Below are 19,284 nucleotides of genomic sequence, written 5' to 3' on the forward strand. Positions count from 1 at the left end.
AAATTTTCATTTCTTCGATTCACAACCCCTGATGAAAAAACACTACTCCACCCTTCTCCTCGCCTTCTCCATAGCCACGGCTCAGGCTCAGATTGTTTACCAAAGCAGCTTTGTGAATACGAAACCCCTGAGCGATAAGGGCCAGGGAGTCGTCAACAAGGCCAACTACAAGGCCGACGGCGGAAGCTTTCAGCACATCGGCCAGTTTACCAACCTGCAAAGCTGGGACGCCCGCTCCGGGACGGATTATTTCGGCAGCACACAAACCGGAATATCCGGCTACCAGGGCAAAGGTATTCAGGGTGCCGGTATCCCTTATTTTGGTCGTCTCCATGTGCTGAATACGGGCGCATTTCCGCTTTCCAACCGCCCGGGTGGCATCCGGATTGCAAAAGAGCTTGTCTTCGCGGAATCAGGCAACGGGGCAATCATTACCCCGGCCGGTGATACATTTCGCGGTGCAAATGCCGTTTTTCTCGATCCGGATGTAACGATTCAACACGCCGGAGACCGCAACCACATCAAGGGATTTGTCCACGCCCGGACAGAAAACCAGCCGGTTGTTCTCCCGTTGGGCGACGGGCAGCGCTACTTCCCCATTACCCTGCACTCGCCAAAAGCCGTGCTCCTGGCCCGCTACCAAAACACGGCGCCAGCGAAACTCCCGGCCGTTCCGGAAGCGGGAATCGCCGGTTTTGTTTCAGAAGGACACTGGCTTGTCACCCCCGGACAGGCACAGACAGAAATCAGCCTCCCGGTTCCGGAAGAAACTCCGGGAACGGTGTTTGTTGTCGGATTCCATCCCGAAAAACAACAATGGATGCGCCTCCAGGGATCGGACGGGCACGGCATTCTCCACGATACCGGCATCACGGCAGTAGCCCTCGCCTATTCCGGCGACGCGGTCGGAGCGACGACCAGCTTTACCATCTGGCCGAATCCTGCCACCAACGAGATTTTTCTGAAACTGCCTTCCGGAAAAAGCCTGACAAATGTGACCGTCCTCGATCAGCAGGCGCGTGCCGTCAAAACCTCCGGAAACAGCCTGCACATTCCGGTTGCGGAGTTGCCGGCCGGCAGCTACGTTCTAGAAGTCTCCCTGACTGACGGCAGCCGGCAAACCGGACGTTTCATTAAGAAATAGCATTCTCTTTCTTTTCTGATTGCCCCGCCGGTGCACCGGTGGGGCTTTGTTTTTCCAAACCATCCCGCCCTGTCATGAAACCCCTTGCCGGGAAGCATGGGTTTTTCCGGTATTTGTCTAATTTTCAGGACCGAAGCGTCTTTTTCGGCTCTTGACCTCTGAATCATGAAAGAATACTCCCGCCGGGAATGGTTGCAGACAACAGCCGCCGGCGTTTTGCTCGCAATACCCCGCCGGAGCTACCGGATCGGAGCCTGCGACTGGTCCATCGGCCAGATGGCACGACCGGCTGCTTTCGAGGTCGCCCGGGAAATCGGCCTCGACGGCCTTCAGATCAGCTACAACACCGGCGCCGACCCGACCTATCTGTCCCGGAAAGAGATTCAGGAACAATACCGGGAAGCGTCAGCCCGTACCGGAATCCGCATGGCCAGCATCGGAATTGCCCAGCTGAATCAGGTTCCGTATAAAAGCGACCCCCGTACCGAAGAATGGGTCAGCGGCGCGATTGACGCGGCGCAGGCCCTTGGTATCAACTGTATTCTTCTGGCGTTTTTCGACAAAGGAGAGCTGCGGAACGACCGGCCCGGACAGGACGAAGTCATCCGGCGGCTGAAACAGATCGCCCACAAAGCGGAAAAAGCCCGGGTGACGCTGGCTATTGAGTCATACCTTTCGGCGGAAGACCATCTTCGCATCATTGAAGCGGTCGGCTCGCCCGCCGTAAAAGTCTACTATGATTTCCGGAATGCAACGGACGCCGGGCAGGACATCTACCGGGAAATTCCGTTGCTCGGCAAGCGCCTCATCGCCGAAATCCACATGAAGGAAAACGGTTTTTTGCTGGAAAACGGCCCGCTGGACTGGAAGCGGATCCGGCAATCCCTCGCCGACATCGGCTACGAGGGCTGGATGCAGATCGAAGGCGCTATTCCCAAAGGCGATGCTGTCGTCCCGGCCTATCAGAAAAATCTCCGCTACCTCCGAACCCTCTTTCCGGCCTGATTGTATGCGTTTTGTTCTTCCTCTCGCGGGACTCACTTCTGTACTCGCAGCCGCTTTTCAGCCCGCTGCGCTCAATCCGGTACCTGTTGCCGAAGATTCCGTGCGCCTGTTTCTGCCGGAAGACCTGCAGGCAACAGTATGGGCCGAATCACCACAATTATTCAACCCTACGAATATCGATGTAGACTATCGTGGTCGTATCTGGGTTACGGAAGCCGTTGATTACCGGGACTTTAACAACAAAGACCACCTCAGCCACCCCGCCGGAGAGCGGGTCGTCATCCTGGAAGATACCGACCAGGATGGCAAGGCGGATAAATCCAGCGTTTTCGTGGAAGATAAGGAGCTGGTCTCTCCTCTCGGTATTGCGGTCATCGGCAAACAGGTACTGGTTTCTGCCGCGCCGAATCTCTTCGTTTACACCGATACCGACGGCGACGACAAAGCCGATAAAAAGGAAACATTGCTGACCGGATTCGGCGGCCTTGATCACGACCACAGCCTGCACAGCGTAGTAGCCGGACCGGACGGGTACTGGTACTTCAATGTCGGTAACGCCGGACCGCATAACGTCACCGACCGAAGCGGCTGGACCCTCCATTCCGGTAGCCTCTACACCGGCGGCACACCCTACAATAAAACCAACAACGGCGGGCAGAAGAGTGACGACGGGCGGGTGTGGACCGGAGGACTGATGTTCCGCATCCGGCCCGACGGTACCGGCCTTCGCGTCCTCGGACACAACTTCCGCAATAGTTTCGAAACCTGCCTGGACAGCTATGGCAACATGTGGCAGAATGATAACGATGATCAGGTGATCGCCTGCCGGACGAGCTACCTCATCGAAAACGGCAACGCCGGGTACTTTTCGGCAGATGGAAGCCGGTACTGGCAGGCCGACCGCCGGCCCGGGCAGGACGTATTCACGGCACACTGGCATCAGGACGACCCGGGCGTCATGCCCGTCCCGGAAAATACCGGAGCAGGGTCGCCCACGGGTATTGCCTTCTACGAAAGCGACTTACTGGGTCCGAAGTACCGGGGGATGCTCCTGAGTGCAGAAGCCGGTCGAAACGTAATCTATGCCTACTGGCCGCAAAAAAACGGCGCCGGTTTCGATCTGAAGCGGCATAATCTCGTCTCCTCACTGCCGGAAGACAACGTCAACTACAAGTGGAATGACAATGTCGCGGAAGACCGGCGAAAGTGGTTCCGTCCGAGCGACGTACTCGCCGGAACCGATGGCGCCCTGTATATCGCCGATTGGTATGACCCGATTGTCGGCGGCCATGCGATGCACGACAAGAAAGGCTTTGGCCGAATCTACCGGATTACGCCGAAAAACCGGAAGCTGACAGCACCCAAACTCGATTTTTCTACCCTTGACGGGCTCGAAGAAGGGCTTCGCAACCCGGCTGTGAATGTCCGGAATGCTGCTTTTACGGGTCTGGTGAAGCAGGGGAAGGCTGCGCTGCCAGTTGTTCAGCACCTGCTGAAAGATCCCAATCCGTACATACAGGCCCGGGCCATTTACCTGCTTCCGCATATCGGTGGAGATATGTCGGTCTTGCTCGGCAGTCCGGATCCTGGTATCCGTCTTGTCGCGTTTCGGGCAGTTCGCGCCACGGGCGATTTTCTTCCGGCTGCGCGCATCCTTGCGACCGATGCTGACCCTGCCGTTCGCCGGGAGGTGGCGATTTCGCTCCGCGATGTACCGCTCGATCAGTGCCAGGATATCCTGCGTGAGCTTTCCCGCCGGTTTGACGGAAAAGATGACTGGATGCGGGTCGCGATGGGTACGGCACTCGACGGCAGCAAAGCCGGGGCGTTTTATCCGGAACTGCTGAAACTCTTTCCGCAACCGCCGGAAAAATGGCCCTTGCCGCTTGCCAGACTGGTTTTTGAAACCCACCCGGTAGCTGCGATTCCGGCGTTGAAGGCCCGCGCGGGGTCTTCAGCCGTACCGGCCGGCCAGCGAAAGCAGGCACTGACCGCCCTCGCATTTATCCGGACGCGCCCGGCTGCCGAAGCCATGGTGGCGTTAAGCAAAAGCCCTCTCCCCGATGTAGCCGAACAGGCGCTTTGGTGGCTGAATTTCCGGAAGACGAACGACTGGGCTGATCTCGTCGACTGGAAAGAAACCACCGCGCAGCTTTCCCCCGCTCACCAGAAGATGCTGAAGCTTCAGGTGGAAGTCACGGGCGAACATACGATGGATGAACGCAGCGCAGCAGCGCTGGAAATGGCCAAAGACCCGATCGGCGGGAAGATGCTGGTTGGCCTGGCAGCCGAAAACCGCTTACCCGGTCCGCTCAGGAAAGCGATCGGAAAGAAGATTTTTGAAAACCCTGACGCAAGTGTCCGTACACTGGCAAGCGATTATTTTCCACGGGAAGGCAGAAACTATTCAGTCGATATCATTGCCAGACGGGCTCCCGACCCCTCCCGCGGTAAAATGCTGTTCGAAAAAAATTGCACGACCTGTCATAAGCACGGTACAACAGGCGCTGAAATCGGGCCGGATCTGAGCACAATCCACCAAAAAATGGATCGACTGGCCCTGATTGATGCCGTAGTCAATCCGTCCGCAGCGCTTGTATTCGGATATGAACCCTGGCTGATTACTACCCGCAAGGGCGATACGATTTATGGTTTTCTGGTGAGCGACGGGGCGACGGTCGTTCTCCGCGACGCCGCCGGCAAACAGATCGCCATCCGGAAAGACCAGATCAAAGACCGTAAAGCTCTCAAAACCAGCCTGATGCCTGACCCGGCCGCACTTGGTTTATCGGAAGACGATATTTCCGATATTACCGGCTACCTGCTCAGCTTTCAAAAGCATTGATATGAACAGACGACATTTTCTTGCAACCGTCCCGGCGATGGCGGCGCTTTCTGCCTGGTCGGCCGAATGGCCCATAGGCTGCAACCAATATGCCTGGGGAACATTTTACCGGCGGGAGAAAAAAGACTGGGACGCCGACCTGGATGCCTCCCTTGCCGCTTTTGCTTCCAGCGGGCTGACGGCCTACGAGCCGAGTATCACCCGACCGGAACAGATCAGCCGTCTCATTCCCCTTCTCCAAAAGCACCGGCTGACGATGCCCTCGCTGTATGTCAATACGCTGTTGCACAAGGAGCAGGAGGCGAAGCAGTCCGTCGACGACGTACTCGCGATTGCCCGCGAAGCCCGGAAGGCCGACGCACGGATCGTGGTCACCAACCCGAGCCCGATCAAATGGGGTGGTCCGGAAAACAAAAGCGATTCAGAACTGATGACGCAGGCCCGCTACCTGGACGACCTCGGCGCCCGGTTGCGGTCTGAAGGTATGACGCTCGCCTACCACACCCATGACGTGGAATTACGGGCTGCCGGCCGGGAATTTCACCACATGATGCTGGCGACAGATCCCGCGCACGTACATCTGTGCCTGGATGCCCACTGGGTGTACCGCGGTTCGGGAAATTCGCAGGTTGCGTTGTTTGACATCGTCGAACTTTATGGCAAGCGGATCGCCGCCGTACACCTCCGGCAGTCGGTGGGCGGTACCTGGTTGGAAGCCTTTCAGGCGGAGGGAGATATTGATTACAAACGACTGAGCGATCGGTTCCGGGATTTAAAAATCCACCCCTATCTTGTTCTGGAACAGTGCCTGGAGGCGGCGTCTCCCAATACCCTGAATGCCGTCGCCGCGCACCGGGAAGACCTTCGGAACGTCAGGAACCTATTCTGATCGTAAGCACATGGAAATCTCCAGTCTGCTGGATGTCGCGCTCAGCCTCGTCTTTATCTTCTTTGTCTTCAGCCTGTTCGTGTCAGGGACGGTTGAGTTCCTCAATTCGCTGGTTGAAAAGCGTGCGGAACTGCTCAAAGAATCGCTGGGTAAACTAGTGTCGGCCAGTCAGCTGGCTGCGTTCTACGACCATCCGCTGGTTCACGTAAAAAGCGGGAAAAAGCCTATTTCTTACTTGTCGGGGCGTTCTTTTTCGACCGTCGTACTGGATCTTCTTGCCAAAGAAACCGGCGCGTCTGCGCTGGGGTCCTACGCGTTTTTCCAGGAGCTGAGAAAAGCTGCGCAGACCGCAGTACCGGCGGCAGGTTCGTTGCTGGCGTTTGTACAGCCTTTTCTCCGGGAGGCGTCGGGTTTTGAGGATTTTGAACGGCGGCTCGAAACCTGGTACGACGGCTACATGGAGCAGGTGTCGGGCTGGTTCAAACAGTACGCGCAACGGATAGTCCGGATCGTGGCAGTGGTGATAACGCTTTTCTTCAACCTGGATACGATCCACCTGACGCAGCGGTTGCTGAACGATGACACGCTGCGCGCCCGGCTCGTCTCCGAGGCGGAGCGAGTTGCAGCCCGTTCCGACGCTGCCCTCGGCCAGGACGCGTCTTTCCGCTCCTATTTGGCAGGCCGGCTGCCCGACGTCGTAACGGCCGATGGCGCCATACGCACGGATCTCACTGCCATGCAACAGGTACAGGTCCGGGCCACCTACCTTCAGTATCTCAAGGACAACGTGGAAGGATTCAGCCTTCCGGTAGGCTGGAAGTTCCGGCCGGGTTCGTCTTTCGGAGACGGCTGCAGCCAGGTATTGCATGCCTTCGCGAGCTGGAGCCTGCTCGGCTGGGTACTTACCGCTACGGCGCTCAGCTTCGGGGCCCCGTTCTGGTTTGATCTGCTGGTGCGGCTGGTCAATATCCGGAACGTTGGTAACAAGCCATAGAACTCCGGTATCCGGAGCAAAACAAAAGGCCGGCAAGAAGCCGGCCCTGACTATCCCTCTACTGCGGCGGACTGATCATGCTGCAGGTATTCCCGCTTGACGACATTCGCCGTTTTGTGGTCGCCGGTATGGCTCCAGCCCGGAGGCATTACGATGTAGAGCAGTTTATTTTTCAGCCCCGGTGCACGGTATACGTCTTTCCCTAGGGCAATGAATTCCCCGAAATAGGCATCCATGAAATCGCCGGATTTCATAGGCCGGGTAATGCCATATTCGATTTTCACCTCCTTCAATTCCGGTTGCAGCGTTCCGAACGCTCTGTCCCAGATATTGAGCAGGTTACAGAAGTTGGTATCCATGTACACCGGGTTGCGGGCGTGGTGCACGCGGTGGTGGGACGGCGTCAGGATAATCCGGTTGAAGAAGCCCATACGGCCGTCTTTCATCAGGTTTTCGCCAACGTGGATAATCGTTCCCCAGGTACCGTCAATTGCCATGATCAGGAAAAGCATCGGCGGTGTGACGCCGAGAAAAATACAGATCGAGGTACGAATGACGTCCGCGTAAGGTCCTTCCAGGAAAAAGTGCGCGTGTGCCACCGACAGGTTCATTCCTTCCGGCGCGTGGTGCGTGGAATGCAGGCACCAGAACAGCCTCACTTTATGGCCGTAATAGTGGTAGACGAAGTGCGCCAGTTCCCAGACGATGTATCCGTAGATAAACCAGTACCAGGTCATGCTGGTCTTCAGGAGCGAAATCGGTTCAAAAACGCCGATGCAAAATGTCACCGCGGCGATGGAGATAAACCGGGAGACGACGCGGTTGAAGATGTACGTCAGCAGGGATATCCGGTAGTGCCTGAAATCGAAGTTCTTCTCGATCAGCCCCCGGATGATCTCAATCACCAGTAAGACAGGGATTACCGGGCGGATGGCGGTAAAAAATCCGTCTTTCGTCAGCAGAACGGAGTAATCGCCCGACTGAATGATCTTGATCAGGCCTTCGAAACCGAAAAATCCCGTAAACTCCCGGTACAGGGTTTCCAGAAATTCCATAGTTGGTATAGTATCAGAGATGTTGAAATGTTATTCGAAATGCATTTAAAGTTACACATCTTCACCTGCTTCTTTGCAACCAAATTGGACCGATTGGGAAAAATATATCAATATTCAACTATCTTTGGACACAATGGTACAACTCCTCCGGGCGGTAGTCGCAGGTAGTATCATTAGGGGTACTCTGGTCAACGGCCGTCTTTTCTGCCCGATGCTTTTTCTCCCTACCTACTACGTTCCCGTCCCCTGATGAAAACCGATTGGCATACCAGCGATGACATTCAACTCTGGAATCAGTTCCGGAAAGGAGACGCCGATGCCTTTGCCGGGCTGTATCAGCGGTATGTCGGGGTACTGTACAATTACGGGTATCACTTTCTGGCCGATGCGGCGGAAGTGGAGGATGCGATTCAGGAGCTCTTTATCGACCTCTGGAGGCTGCGGGAAAATCTCTCGGAAACGACTTCCGTCAAATTTTACCTCTTCCGGTCGCTTCGCCGGCGGATTCGCCAGGTATCCGAGGGTCGCAGTCTGACCGTGCAGATTCCGGACTCGCCGTCTTCCGATCACGCAATTCCTTCCTATGAAGCGGATTATATCTTTCAGGAACAGCATACGCTCGATCTCCACCGTCTCCGGGAAGTACTCCTGCAACTGCCGGCGCGGCAGCATGAAGCCATCCGCCTCCGCTTCTTTGATGATTTTTCCTGGGAGCAGGTCGCTCTGATTATGCAGATGAACGAGCAGTCGGTCCGCAACCTCATTCAGCGCGCCCTGCGCAAACTAAAAGAGCTTTTCGGTCTGCTGGCGGCTTTTCTGCCTCTCCTCATGTATCCGGGACTTTCGTGAGATTTTTTTTTCAGAATAAGTGAGTTAAAAAAAAGTTTTCCTGCTTTGGTACCCTCGTAAGGCTTTCAAAACGATGTCGTATCAAGACGCAGAAGACTTCTGGGAGGATGATTCCTTTGTTGCCTGGGTTCGTCAGGGGCATGATTCTTCTTTCTGGGAAGACTATTTCCGGCAGCATCCGGAGAAGAAAATAGTAGCTGAACAGGCAAAAGCGCTGATTCTCGCTGCCTCGACCCTGCCGGAAGTACGCCCGGCCGAACCACAGGTAGACCGCATGTGGCAACACATCGAGCGCGGTATGCATCCGGCACCACCGAGACGTCTGTTTGGCGCGACCGGCTGGGCTGCCGCTGCCTGCCTCCTCGTCCTGTTTTTCACCTCATTCTATTTTTACTTCCGCCCCCGTGCTTCCGTGTACCGGGAACTGGTCAGCCAGGCCGGGACTTCGCTCCTGGAAACGGTCAATGAAACCGACCGTACCCAACAGGTACGGCTGGCAGATGGCAGTACGGTTGACCTGGCGCCGGGCAGCCGTATCAGCTATGCCGCTGATTTTAAGGAACTTCCGAGACGGGAGGTCTACCTGACCGGAAATGCCTTTTTTACGGTGACAAAAAATCCCCGGCAGCCTTTTCTGGTGTATTCCGGGACTGTCGTAACGAAGGTCCTCGGGACCAGTTTCTCCGTCGAAACGTCGGAAAACGACCGGCAGGTGACGGTGAAAGTACGAACGGGTCGGGTATCTGTTTTCTCGCGTACCGATCCGGAGGCAGAACAGAAGACAACGGACCGCCAGCTTACCGGTATTGTCCTCACACCCAATCAGCAACTCACCTTTGACGGAAGCGACAAACCGGCAGGGCGCACGCTGGTCGAACGACCGCAACTGCTCCCCACGGCGGCAACCTCCGATTTTGAATTCGATAATGTTCCGGCGCCGGAGATTTTCCGGAAACTGGAACAGGCGTATGGCGTCACGATCGTCTTCGACGAAACGCTGTTGCAGCATTGCCGGCTGACAGCGTCGCTGAAAGACGAATCCCTGCAGGACAAGATCCAATTGCTTTGCCAGGGACTTGACGCCCGGTACGAGCTTGTCGACGGGCAGATTGTGATTACCGCGAAAGGTTGTTCACCCTGAAAATCCTCTTCTATGACTTCCTGATTCCCTTTTTCAAAAAAGAAGGCCGGTCATTTGCCTCATGACCGACCCTGTTCCCCAAACGATTGCCGTCGTCGTCCCTTGCCGGGGACCATGGGGAGTTTTTGCCTTTTCCTCAAAAACAAAAACAAGTAAATGTATGAAAAAATCGCTACGCGGTTCTGCGTTTGTCGTACAAGCTATGCGGATATCGGTCTGTCATCTCCTCCTTGTTTTATTCTGCAGCAGCTTCGCCCTCGCCCATGACAGCGAGGCGCAGGAGTTGCTGCGCCAGCGCGTTTCCCTTCAGGTTCATGACCAGAGTCTGAAGAAAGTACTGACGGCCATCGAAAAGCAGACGGCGGTCAAGTTTCTTTACCGCGCGGACCTCGTCGAAAACCTTCCGGCCGTAACCCTGCAGGTAACCGACAAGCCCCTTGATCAGGTGCTGGAGCAGCTGCTGGCTCCCGGCGCGCTGACGTATACCGTTTCCGGACGGCAGATTGTCCTGGGCGCCCGTCCGCGGGTTGAAACGCCGCAGGACCGCCCCCAGGCCCGGCCCATCCGCGGACGCGTCACCGCCGCGGAAAACGGTGAGGGCATTCCGGGGGTGAACGTACTGATCAAAGGCACCAGCCGGGGAATTACCACCGGCGCAAACGGTTCCTTCCAGCTGGATATTCCGGAAGAGGAAGGTACGACGCTCGTTTTCAGTTATGTAGGATATGAATCGCAGGAAGTGGCAGTCGGTAAGCAAACCGAACTGACTGTCGCCCTGAAACAAAATACGCAAAGCCTCAGGGAACTGGTGGTGGTCGGATATGGTACCCAAACCCGCCAGAACCTGACGAGTGCTATCTCGACGGTGAAACCCGGCGAAATGAACGTCGGCGCCATCGCCGATGTCGGGCAGTTGCTGCAGGGCAAAGTTCCGGGACTTAATATTTCGGCCAGCGGCGACCCGAACTCCAATGCGGCGGTTATTCTCCGCGGGGCGTCGACGCTCAATAGTTCACAGGGACCTTTTTACGTGATCGACGGCATTCCGGGCGCAGATATTTCAACCATTGCGCCGGATGATATCGCGTCGATCGACGTCCTGAAAGATGCGGCGGCAACCGCTATCTATGGAAACCGGGCCGCCAACGGCGTTATTCTCGTTACGACCAAACGCGGAAAGAAAGGCCAGATGCAGATTTCCTACCACGGGTATGTCGGTATTGAAAAAGTATCGAACCAGCTCGACGTCATGAATGCCGATCAGCTGCGGGGTTTTCTGACGAAAAACAACCTGTCTTTCTCGCCTGCCGACGACAAAGGCGCGAATACCAACTGGCAGGATGCCGTTCAGCGGAGTACAGCTATCTCCCACAACCACAACCTTTCGCTGGGAGGCGGTACCGAGCACAGTACCTACTCGATGAGCCTCAACTACCTCGACAAGCAGGGTATTTTGCAGGGAAGTTCGCTGAACCGCGTCATTGCGCGGTTGTCAATGGAGCAATCGGCGTTTAACGACAAGCTCAAACTCGGCCTGACCGTCACGAACTCCAGCAGCAATGCCAACAATACGCCGATGCGGAATAACGTCCTCCTGCAGATGATCAACCACCTGCCGGTATCGCCCATCCGGAATGCCGACGGCTCCTATTTCGAGAACTTCATCAACACCGGCTACTTCAACCCGGTGGCGATGGTCGAACAGGGAAAGGATAACACCAAGAACAACAACCTGACGGGCGCGTTTACGGCACACCTCAACCTGCCCTTTGGGCTGAGTTATGACCTGAATGTGTCGTATCAGCGATTGTCGTCGATGCACGGCGAGTACTATGGCGCATATTATTCCCAGTATAACAGCGCCAACTTTTACAACAACCCCGATCCTCCGGCCACGAAAATACTTGTCAATTTTGGAACGAATGGCTCGGCTCTGCGGAATACCTACCAGAATACGAGCAAGATCGTGGAGAGTTTCCTGACGTGGAACCGGACCTTCGGCGATCACTCGATCAATGCCGTTGTCGGGTATTCCTATCAGGGAAATGTCTATGGAGACGGTTTCCAGACGACGAGCACCAATTTCCCGGTAGACAATATTTCGTATAACAACCTGTCGCTCAGCAATCCATATGCGATTTCCTCTTACCGGATCAACTTCGGGGCAGATGGTATCTACCAGGAAACAAAGCTGATTTCGGACTTCGGCCGTCTGAACTACAACTTCAAAGAGAAGTACCTGTTGCAGGCATCGATCCGCCGCGACGGCAGCTCGGTATTCGGCGCCAATCATCACTGGGGGTACTTCCCCGCAGCGGGGGTAGCCTGGCGCGTGAGCCAGGAAGGCTTCATGAAAAACCAGTCGACGTTCGACGACCTGAAGCTCCGCGCCAGCTACGGCGTGACGGGTAACTCTTCCGGTTTCAATGCCTATACCGCGCAGGTCATTTCCGGCAGCCTCGGCACCTACTATTACAACGGCGTTCAGACGGCAGCGTATGGTCCGACGCAGGCCTCCAATGCTGATCTTCAGTGGGAAAAGACCGCGACGACCAACATCGGCGTAGACTTTTCCCTCCTGAAAGGCAAAATCTCCGGTAGCGTTGAATGGTACGACAAGAATACCACCGGCATGATTTACTCCTACCGTGTAGACCCCGTGAAGGTACCGTCGGGCAGCATTGTCGCCAACGGAGGCAGCATGAACAACAAGGGGATTGAGGTAAGCCTGGGTGCGACGCCGGTAAAAGCCGGGCGGTTCAGCTGGTCGACCAATCTGAACCTGGCCCATAACGTCAACAAGATCACGAGCCTCACCAACCCACTGTTTGCCGGCGGCGACTCCACGCGCCTGACGCAACCGGACGGCGGCGGTCAGACCAACAGTACCCTGCAAATCCTGAAAGCCGGCAAGCCGCTCGGTCAGTTCTTTACGATCGAGTATGCCGGGAAAAACGACCAGGGCGTGTCGCAGTATTACACGAAAAATGGCGGTCTGACGACGACCCCGTCCATTGGCGTGGACTACCGCTACGCCGGCAGCCCGCAGCCGAAGCTGCTCGTCGGCTGGACCAACAGTTTCCGCTACGGCAATTTTGACCTGAATATCTTTTTCCGGGGAGTCTTCGGAAACAAGATCTTCAACGCCACCCGGGCGGATCTGTTCCGCCCGAGTACGGCGCAGTATTCGAATATTCTGGTGGAAGCAGGAAATGAGTCAATCAAAGACGTCAACGCTTACAAGTATTCGACGCGGTTCATCGAAGACGGCAGCTATGTGCGGCTCGATAACGCAACGCTTGGGTACAACTTCCGCAACCTCGGTCCGTCGGTGCGCTCGGTCCGGTTCTATGCCACGGTCAACAATGCCTTCGTGCTGACGAAGTACAAGGGCATTGATCCGGAAGTGAATCAGGGAGGGATTGCTCCCGGGGTGGATTCCAACAACTTCTACCCCAAAACCCGTACCCTTCTCTTTGGTGTAAACGTGTCATTCTGAAACAGCAACGAATCATGAACAAAATATTTGGCGGTTTCCTCCTCCTGCTCACCGGCGCCCTGACGGCGTGTCACGACATCAACGTGCCGGTCACCACGGAACTGACTCCCGAAATTTTCCCCCAGAATTCTGCCCAGTTTATCCAGGCATCCGGACCTCCGTACGCGGCTTTCCGGGGCAATTTCGCGCTCGACTACTGGTTCATGCAGACGCTCAGTACTGACGAGGCCATCCTCCCGGCCCGCGGCGGCAACTGGTATGATAATCAGAACTATATGATGCTTCACTACCACAGCTGGACGAAAGATCACCCGTGGACGGCGAGTGCATGGAGCTGGCTGTCGACCGTGATCGGTACTACCAATCAGGCCCTGTCGATTCTCGACAAAACCATTCCTGCGAATTCGACAGCGAAGCCGATGAACCTCGCCGAGCTGAAAATGCTGCGGGCGACGGCCTACTTCATGATGATGGATCTTTTCGGAAATGTCCCGATTGATACCACCTATGGCGATTATACGCCACACCCGAACGTACCGCGGACGCAGGTTTTCAATTTCATCGAGAAAGAAGTGAAAGCCGCCCTGCCGTACCTCAGCCGGGCGACGGGCCAGGCTACCTACGGGCGGGCCAACAAGTTTACCGGGTATGCACTGCTCGCCAAAATGTACCTCAACGCCGAGTACTACACCGGAACCGCCCGGTATCAGGATTGCGTGGTAGCCTGCGACAGCGTCATCAATACCGGCTTGTATGCGATTGAGCCGCGCAGTTCGTACCTGAAGATGTTTTACCCGGACAACGGCCCGCAGATGAAGGAATTCATCTTTGCCGTACCGTACGATCCGGCGGCGATCGCGATGCCGGGTACCAACGGATTCATGTACCGGGCCCGGTACGACGTTCCGCGATCGGCCCGCGCCAAATTCAACCTGCCGTTTACACCGAGTGCGGCAGAAAGTACACTTCCGGAGTTTTACGCGCATTTCAACGATCCGAACGACGTCCGCAACGGTCAGTGGCTGACCGGCAAGCAGTACATGAACGACGGCGTCACGCCCGTCACTGTCACCACCACCAAAAAGGGGTACGATCAGTTTTATGCCGGCTCCGACGGCGCAGCGCCCTATACCTACCAGGTGGAGCTGACGCCGAACGTAACGCTGCGGCAGGACGTGACGACCTTTGATTGCGGAAACGACGAAATCGCCTGGAATATGGGCTACCGGAACATCAAGTTTTACCCGGATCAGTCCTCTACTTCCCGGAACCAAAACAACGATGTACCCGTCTTCCGTTATTCTGACGTCATCCTGATGAAGGCCGAGGCGCTGCTTCGCGGTGCAGCGCCGACGATGGGACATACGGCGCTGTCTCTCGTCAACATGGTACGCTCTAACCGGACTACTTCCCCGGCGTGGACCTCGGTGACGCTCGAAGACCTCTTCGCAGAGCGTTCCCGCGAGCTCGCCTACGAAACATGGCACCGCAATGACATGATCCGTTTCGGGAAGTTTGAAGGCAAATGGGGTTTCAAAACCGATGCGGCCGTTACGCGCCGGATTTTCCCGGTACCGACGACGGCTTTTGTTGTCAATAGTGCATTGACGCAGAATCCGGGATACTGATTTTTGTCCGAACGAAAAACGGCTGAGCGTCTGCTCAGCCGTTTTTCGTTGTTATCGCTTCACCCGTACCACCACATCATCAACCAGAAAAGACGCCATACGTACCGGCTCGTCTGCTCCCGGCAGCGGCGGATGTGGGTCTTCATTCGGTGTTTTACGATTGGGTAAATCGCGGTAGGGCCCGGTGCGCAGCGACAAACGCTCGACCGATTTCACTGCTTCCGCCAGCGCGGCTTTTTCGAGAACCGGTTTGCCGTTGATGGAAAGATCGAATGACCCGGCGGTCAGGCCGGTACGTACCCGGATACTCACCGCATATTCCCGATCCGGCTCATAGGTACCGGCTATTTTTTCGACGGTTCCGTCCAGGGCAACAATTTTCCCGCGGTCATCGAAACGAATGCGTACCGGACGGTTGCCGTACTGATCCGTGAGATCAATCTCGAGGCTTCCGTGATTAGCCTGTGCCGGCTTTATTTTCAGCGAACATTCCACCGTTGTACCTTCTTCAAAAACACGAATGGCGCGGGCATAGTCGTATGGGTCGCGATCCGATAGTTCCAGGCATTTTTCTCCGTTCCGGTCAACGATTGTCACCGGCGCCCATGCCGGCACATAGATATTCCAGTCGGGTACTGCACCGCCCGGGGTCAGGTTGTTGAAGGTATCCAGGACATCCCCCTGCACCGCATACCGTACCGGCGTCGGAATACGGCTGATCCAGATATCCTCCTTGTTCATGCTGTACGACAGCCACATATCGTTTCCGGGTGGTCTGCCGTTGCCTTCCGGGATACCCCGCATGTAGCAGGGACCGAAGTCTTTCCACCGGCCGAAAAACCGGCGCGGGGGTACCTCGCCCTGAACCAGCAGCATATGGTCGTAGAGAATACCGTCGTCTCCCGTAACCACGACCAGCGGATAGCGGTATTCATCCGTCTCGATGGGATTATAGCAGATCGCATACCGGCCGTCAGGCGTTTGCTGCCCCCATTGCTTGCCGCCGGCCATGGTGAGTGTCGGAACCTTGACGGGCAGGGAAAACGTCGCTCCTTCGTCTTCTGATAGCGCAGCTTTGGAGCGTTTCCAGAGGGCTACCAGCTTTCCATCTTTTCGGTGATACCAGTTAAAGGCCTGTAAATCAAGTGCAGTATCGAGGTTATTGCGGTAAAACCCATCCAGTCCGTTGTCCTCTTCCCGCCATTGGAGCGTATGCAGGCGATTTGCAAGAAGGGCTTCGCAGGCGGCGATAAATCCGGCGTCTTTCGACGACCGGTAGAAAGGATAGCGGGTATTCTTTTCCGACCAGCGCACACCGTCCGCCGAAGTATGACTGGTATACCGGATGAAATAGATGGGCCCCATCGTACCGTCTTCCCGCATTTCGCGCACTACCCGGCCGATACCGCCCTCCCGGAAGGGCTCTTCGGCGTGGGCATAGAAACCGAGTACGAGCAGCTTTCCGTTGGGTGCGACAAAAAAGCCCATTCGCTGGTGCATCATATATCCGGTGGAGCCGGTGGGCAGTTTCACGCCGTCCGGCGCAGAATAGGGCGGGAAAACAACGCGGGGTTTTGTCCAGGTACGCCCGTCGGTGGAAGTAACGAGGAGTGTTTGTCCCGGAGCGATGTGCTCGTCTACCGGATTGCTGAGGTATTCCTGGTAAAATTTCCCCTTCCAGTAGCAAAGATCAGACCCGTGGTTGTAGGTCCAGCCGAAGCCGTCTGCTTCTTCGGGACGCGTGCGGTTGGCCCGGACGGTCTGACGGCTTTCGACACCGATGGCATACCGGAGCCGCCCTTCGTGTACCTGCGGATCGGCACTGATTCCACCCACGTAGCGGACGGGCTCGGATGCGCTGCCCGTCTGCGCCTGCGCGACACCCGTTCCCAGCAGAAAGACAATACCTATAAAACGAAACATACCTGACAGCAACTGATGTACCGGAGAATACGCCGAAAAGGCGTCGGCGGGCTAGCCCGAAGCGCGGACAATGTTCCGGCTGCGCCAAAACCGGACCGCCCTTCTGAGACAGCAAGTATTTCGACAAATCTAAAATTTTCCAGATCGGGCCGATAACCCTATTTTGCAGTGTTGCATACTAAGTAAAGTGGCTATTTTCCCGGGAAATTCTCAACCCCACTGTATGTATCCGAGCGGTCATTTGTCCTCCTCTCAAGCGGACGAAGCGTTGTATCAGGCGCTTGTCTCCGACGAGAAAAAAGCCTGGAATACTCTCTATGCCGATGTTTACCGGCGGTTTATCCCCTATGCCCTGCAACGAAGCACGGTCTCCGAAGACGATGCCGGTGATATCCTTCAGGAAGCGTTCGCGGTTTTTTCAGTAAACCTCCGCAACGGACGGTACCAGTTTGTCGGCAAGCCGGTAGGCGCTTATGTCTTTCGCCTTTGTCAATTAAAATGGTATACGTTTATGCGGGATACCGATAAACCCCTGCCGCTGGATAGTCTCCGGAAAACCGGCGAGGACGACGACGAGGACTTCGAGTGGGATCTGGCCGACGTCGCCAACACGCCCGGCGGAGACCTGAACGCCCTCGAAAAAGCGATGCTGGAATTGCAGGATGGCTGCCGGAAGCTGATGCAGTTTTTTTACGTCGAGGAGAAATCCCTCGCCGAATGCGGCGCACTCCTCGGCATTCAGGAAGGCTCGGCCAAAGTAAAACGCTTCCGCTGCGCACAACAACTCCGGGATCTGTATTTCCGATACCGAAAAGACGATTAATCATGGATTTGACCAACGAACTGCTTACCGACATAGCCCGCTACCTCGACGGCACCATGCAGGGTCCGGAAAGGGACGCCTTTGCCGGCCGGATGGAAAGTGAAGACGGCCTCCGCCTCGAAGTACAGCTTCAGCAGGAAATACGCGAAGGCATGAAAATACTGGCCGAAAAAGAGCGCTTCAAGGCTATTCACGCTGAAGTGATCGGGGCAACTGCCATCGCCGCCCGACCCGTCAGGCGTTTACCCTGGCGTCCGCTGGCGATTGCCGCGAGCCTGGCGCTGCTCCTGGGTATCGGCTGGTGGTGGTGGGCCGGTCAGGCAACCGACCGCTACCTCGCCGCCGGCCCCAAGCCTGAACCGGTGCTGCTGCCGGACGACGAACGGCTCGGCGCGAGCCCGGAACGGCATACTGCCGATTCGCTCGCACTCGCGGCAGCCCTGACAACCCTGCGCCATACCGGCGCCGAAAGTGCGATTCCGGCACTGGAAAAAGTAGCCTCCCAACCGCTCAACCACTGGACAGCCAGCGCGGAGTGGTACCTCGCCATCGCTTACCGCAAGGAGGGCCGGAAGGAAGACGCGCGCCGACTGCTGGAACGCATCGCGGCGACAGAAGGTCACCCCTATCAGGCCGAGGCCGCTAAAGAACTTCGGTAATGAAGCGCTGGTGGTGGTTATTCGGACTGTTTCTTCCGGGAATCCTGCAGGCGCAGCCGGTTCCCAAAACGGGTCTCGTCTTCGACGATCCGGGCTATGAGGCACTGCCGTTTTCCGGTTCGCTGGGAAAAGGACCCCTGCCTGCGAAAATATCGATGGAAGCCTGGTGCCCGGTCGTGCAAACACAGGGCCCCTACTCTACCTGTGTCGGATTCGCGTGCGGATACTACCTCCACACCATCCTGGAGGCGCGGAGCCGCAGACTCACGACGCGATCGCAGATAACACCCATCGCTTTTTCTCCCGGGTATGTGTATGAAAAAGCCAAGTCTTCAAAAGATTACGATTGCTCCCAGGGTATTTCCCTCGTAAAGGCGCTGGAAGTCATGAAGGAATACGGCAGTACCCCTATCCGCGAGTATCCCTATCCCTCCTGCGGAAAGAGTACCGGGAAGGCGGATCAGTCAGCCCGTACGTTCCGCATCGCTGGCTATGACCGGGTGTTTCTGGCGAAAGATACGCCGTCCGACAAAACACGGTACCTCAAACAAGCCCTGGCCGACGGGCAGCCGGTGGTGGTCGGACTGGCCGTACCCGCGTCTTTCTATTTCACCCGCAGTACCTGGCAGCCCGCGCCCGGAGATAACCCCGCCGACCCGAAGCTAACCGGCCATGCACTGTGTGTAATTGGGTATGACGATGAAAAAGGCGCCTTTCGCATCATCAACAGCTTCGGCAAAAACTGGGCCGACAGCGGATACTGCTGGATTACGTATACCGATATGGGGCGGTTTGTGCGGTATGGCTTTGTGATTCGGAAATCCTGACCG

The 19,284-nt window shown here is 56.3% G+C and carries 14 protein-coding genes; 12 read left to right on the plus strand and 2 right to left on the minus strand.

Going from position 1 to position 19,284, the window contains the following annotated elements; all coding sequences use genetic code 11:
* The first annotated feature begins 31 nt into the window (after positions 1-31).
* The 5 genes from BLR09_RS02630 to BLR09_RS02650 all read left to right on the plus strand — a co-directional run bounded on the left by BLR09_RS02630 (position 32) and on the right by BLR09_RS02650 (position 6,877).
* The gene (locus tag BLR09_RS02630; protein ID WP_176785423.1) at positions 32-1,144 is read left to right on the plus strand and encodes a T9SS type A sorting domain-containing protein; all 1,113 of its coding nucleotides are present in this window, start codon (positions 32-34) and stop codon (positions 1,142-1,144) included.
* A gap of 165 nt (positions 1,145-1,309) precedes the next feature.
* Positions 1,310-2,149 carry a sugar phosphate isomerase/epimerase family protein gene (locus tag BLR09_RS02635; protein WP_093197329.1) on the plus strand — a complete coding sequence of 280 codons (840 nt, stop codon included), beginning with the start codon at positions 1,310-1,312 and terminating at the stop codon, positions 2,147-2,149.
* A gap of 4 nt (positions 2,150-2,153) precedes the next feature.
* Positions 2,154-4,994: a PVC-type heme-binding CxxCH protein gene (locus BLR09_RS02640; RefSeq protein WP_093197332.1), complete on the plus strand. Its 2,841-nt coding sequence runs from the start codon at positions 2,154-2,156 to the stop codon at positions 4,992-4,994.
* Between the two features lies 1 nt (position 4,995).
* Positions 4,996-5,883, plus strand: coding sequence for a sugar phosphate isomerase/epimerase family protein (locus tag BLR09_RS02645; RefSeq protein ID WP_093197334.1), 888 nt, complete (start codon positions 4,996-4,998; stop codon positions 5,881-5,883).
* A gap of 10 nt (positions 5,884-5,893) precedes the next feature.
* The gene (locus BLR09_RS02650) at positions 5,894-6,877 is read left to right on the plus strand and encodes a hypothetical protein (protein WP_093197336.1); all 984 of its coding nucleotides are present in this window, start codon (positions 5,894-5,896) and stop codon (positions 6,875-6,877) included.
* Positions 6,878-6,927: 50 nt separating this feature from the next.
* Here BLR09_RS02650 and BLR09_RS02655 read toward each other — a convergent pair whose 3' ends face one another.
* Entirely contained in the window at positions 6,928-7,932 is a 1,005-nt protein-coding gene (locus BLR09_RS02655) for a sterol desaturase family protein (RefSeq protein WP_093197339.1), read from the minus strand.
* A 249-nt stretch (positions 7,933-8,181) separates the two neighbouring features.
* Here BLR09_RS02655 and BLR09_RS02660 point away from each other — a divergent pair, with 249 nt between their 5' ends.
* The 4 genes from BLR09_RS02660 to BLR09_RS02675 all read left to right on the plus strand — a co-directional run bounded on the left by BLR09_RS02660 (position 8,182) and on the right by BLR09_RS02675 (position 15,049).
* Positions 8,182-8,781: an RNA polymerase sigma factor gene (locus tag BLR09_RS02660; RefSeq protein WP_093197341.1), complete on the plus strand. Its 600-nt coding sequence runs from the start codon at positions 8,182-8,184 to the stop codon at positions 8,779-8,781.
* Positions 8,782-8,854: 73 nt separating this feature from the next.
* Positions 8,855-9,922: a FecR family protein gene (locus tag BLR09_RS02665; RefSeq protein WP_093197344.1), complete on the plus strand. Its 1,068-nt coding sequence runs from the start codon at positions 8,855-8,857 to the stop codon at positions 9,920-9,922.
* A gap of 160 nt (positions 9,923-10,082) precedes the next feature.
* The gene (locus BLR09_RS02670) at positions 10,083-13,421 is read left to right on the plus strand and encodes a TonB-dependent receptor (RefSeq protein ID WP_218126578.1); all 3,339 of its coding nucleotides are present in this window, start codon (positions 10,083-10,085) and stop codon (positions 13,419-13,421) included.
* A 14-nt stretch (positions 13,422-13,435) separates the two neighbouring features.
* Positions 13,436-15,049, plus strand: coding sequence for a RagB/SusD family nutrient uptake outer membrane protein (locus BLR09_RS02675; RefSeq protein WP_093197347.1), 1,614 nt, complete (start codon positions 13,436-13,438; stop codon positions 15,047-15,049).
* Positions 15,050-15,100: 51 nt separating this feature from the next.
* On the opposite strand, the gene BLR09_RS02680 is transcribed toward BLR09_RS02675, so the two are convergent.
* The gene (locus BLR09_RS02680) at positions 15,101-16,972 is read right to left on the minus strand and encodes a glycoside hydrolase family protein (RefSeq protein ID WP_245689858.1); all 1,872 of its coding nucleotides are present in this window, start codon (positions 16,970-16,972) and stop codon (positions 15,101-15,103) included.
* A gap of 241 nt (positions 16,973-17,213) precedes the next feature.
* Between BLR09_RS02680 and BLR09_RS02685 the strand changes: the two genes are divergently transcribed.
* Genes BLR09_RS02685 through BLR09_RS02695 form a run of 3 tightly spaced genes read left to right on the plus strand, consistent with a single transcriptional unit; the run spans position 17,214 to position 19,281 of the window.
* The gene (locus tag BLR09_RS02685) at positions 17,214-17,795 is read left to right on the plus strand and encodes an RNA polymerase sigma factor (protein WP_143010999.1); all 582 of its coding nucleotides are present in this window, start codon (positions 17,214-17,216) and stop codon (positions 17,793-17,795) included.
* 2 nt (positions 17,796-17,797) lie between these two features.
* Positions 17,798-18,454, plus strand: a complete 657-nt coding sequence (locus tag BLR09_RS02690) for a tetratricopeptide repeat protein (RefSeq protein WP_093197354.1) — start codon at positions 17,798-17,800, stop codon at positions 18,452-18,454.
* Positions 18,454-19,281 (plus strand): C1 family peptidase, encoded by an 828-nt coding sequence (locus BLR09_RS02695; RefSeq protein ID WP_093197357.1) that lies wholly within the window; start codon positions 18,454-18,456, stop codon positions 19,279-19,281. The genes BLR09_RS02690 and BLR09_RS02695 overlap by 1 nt, the downstream gene beginning before the upstream one ends.
* The last annotated feature ends 3 nt before the right edge of the window (positions 19,282-19,284 follow it).

The organism is Siphonobacter aquaeclarae (assembly GCF_900103285.1).
In the GTDB taxonomy this organism is placed as follows: domain Bacteria; phylum Bacteroidota; class Bacteroidia; order Cytophagales; family Spirosomataceae; genus Siphonobacter; species Siphonobacter aquaeclarae.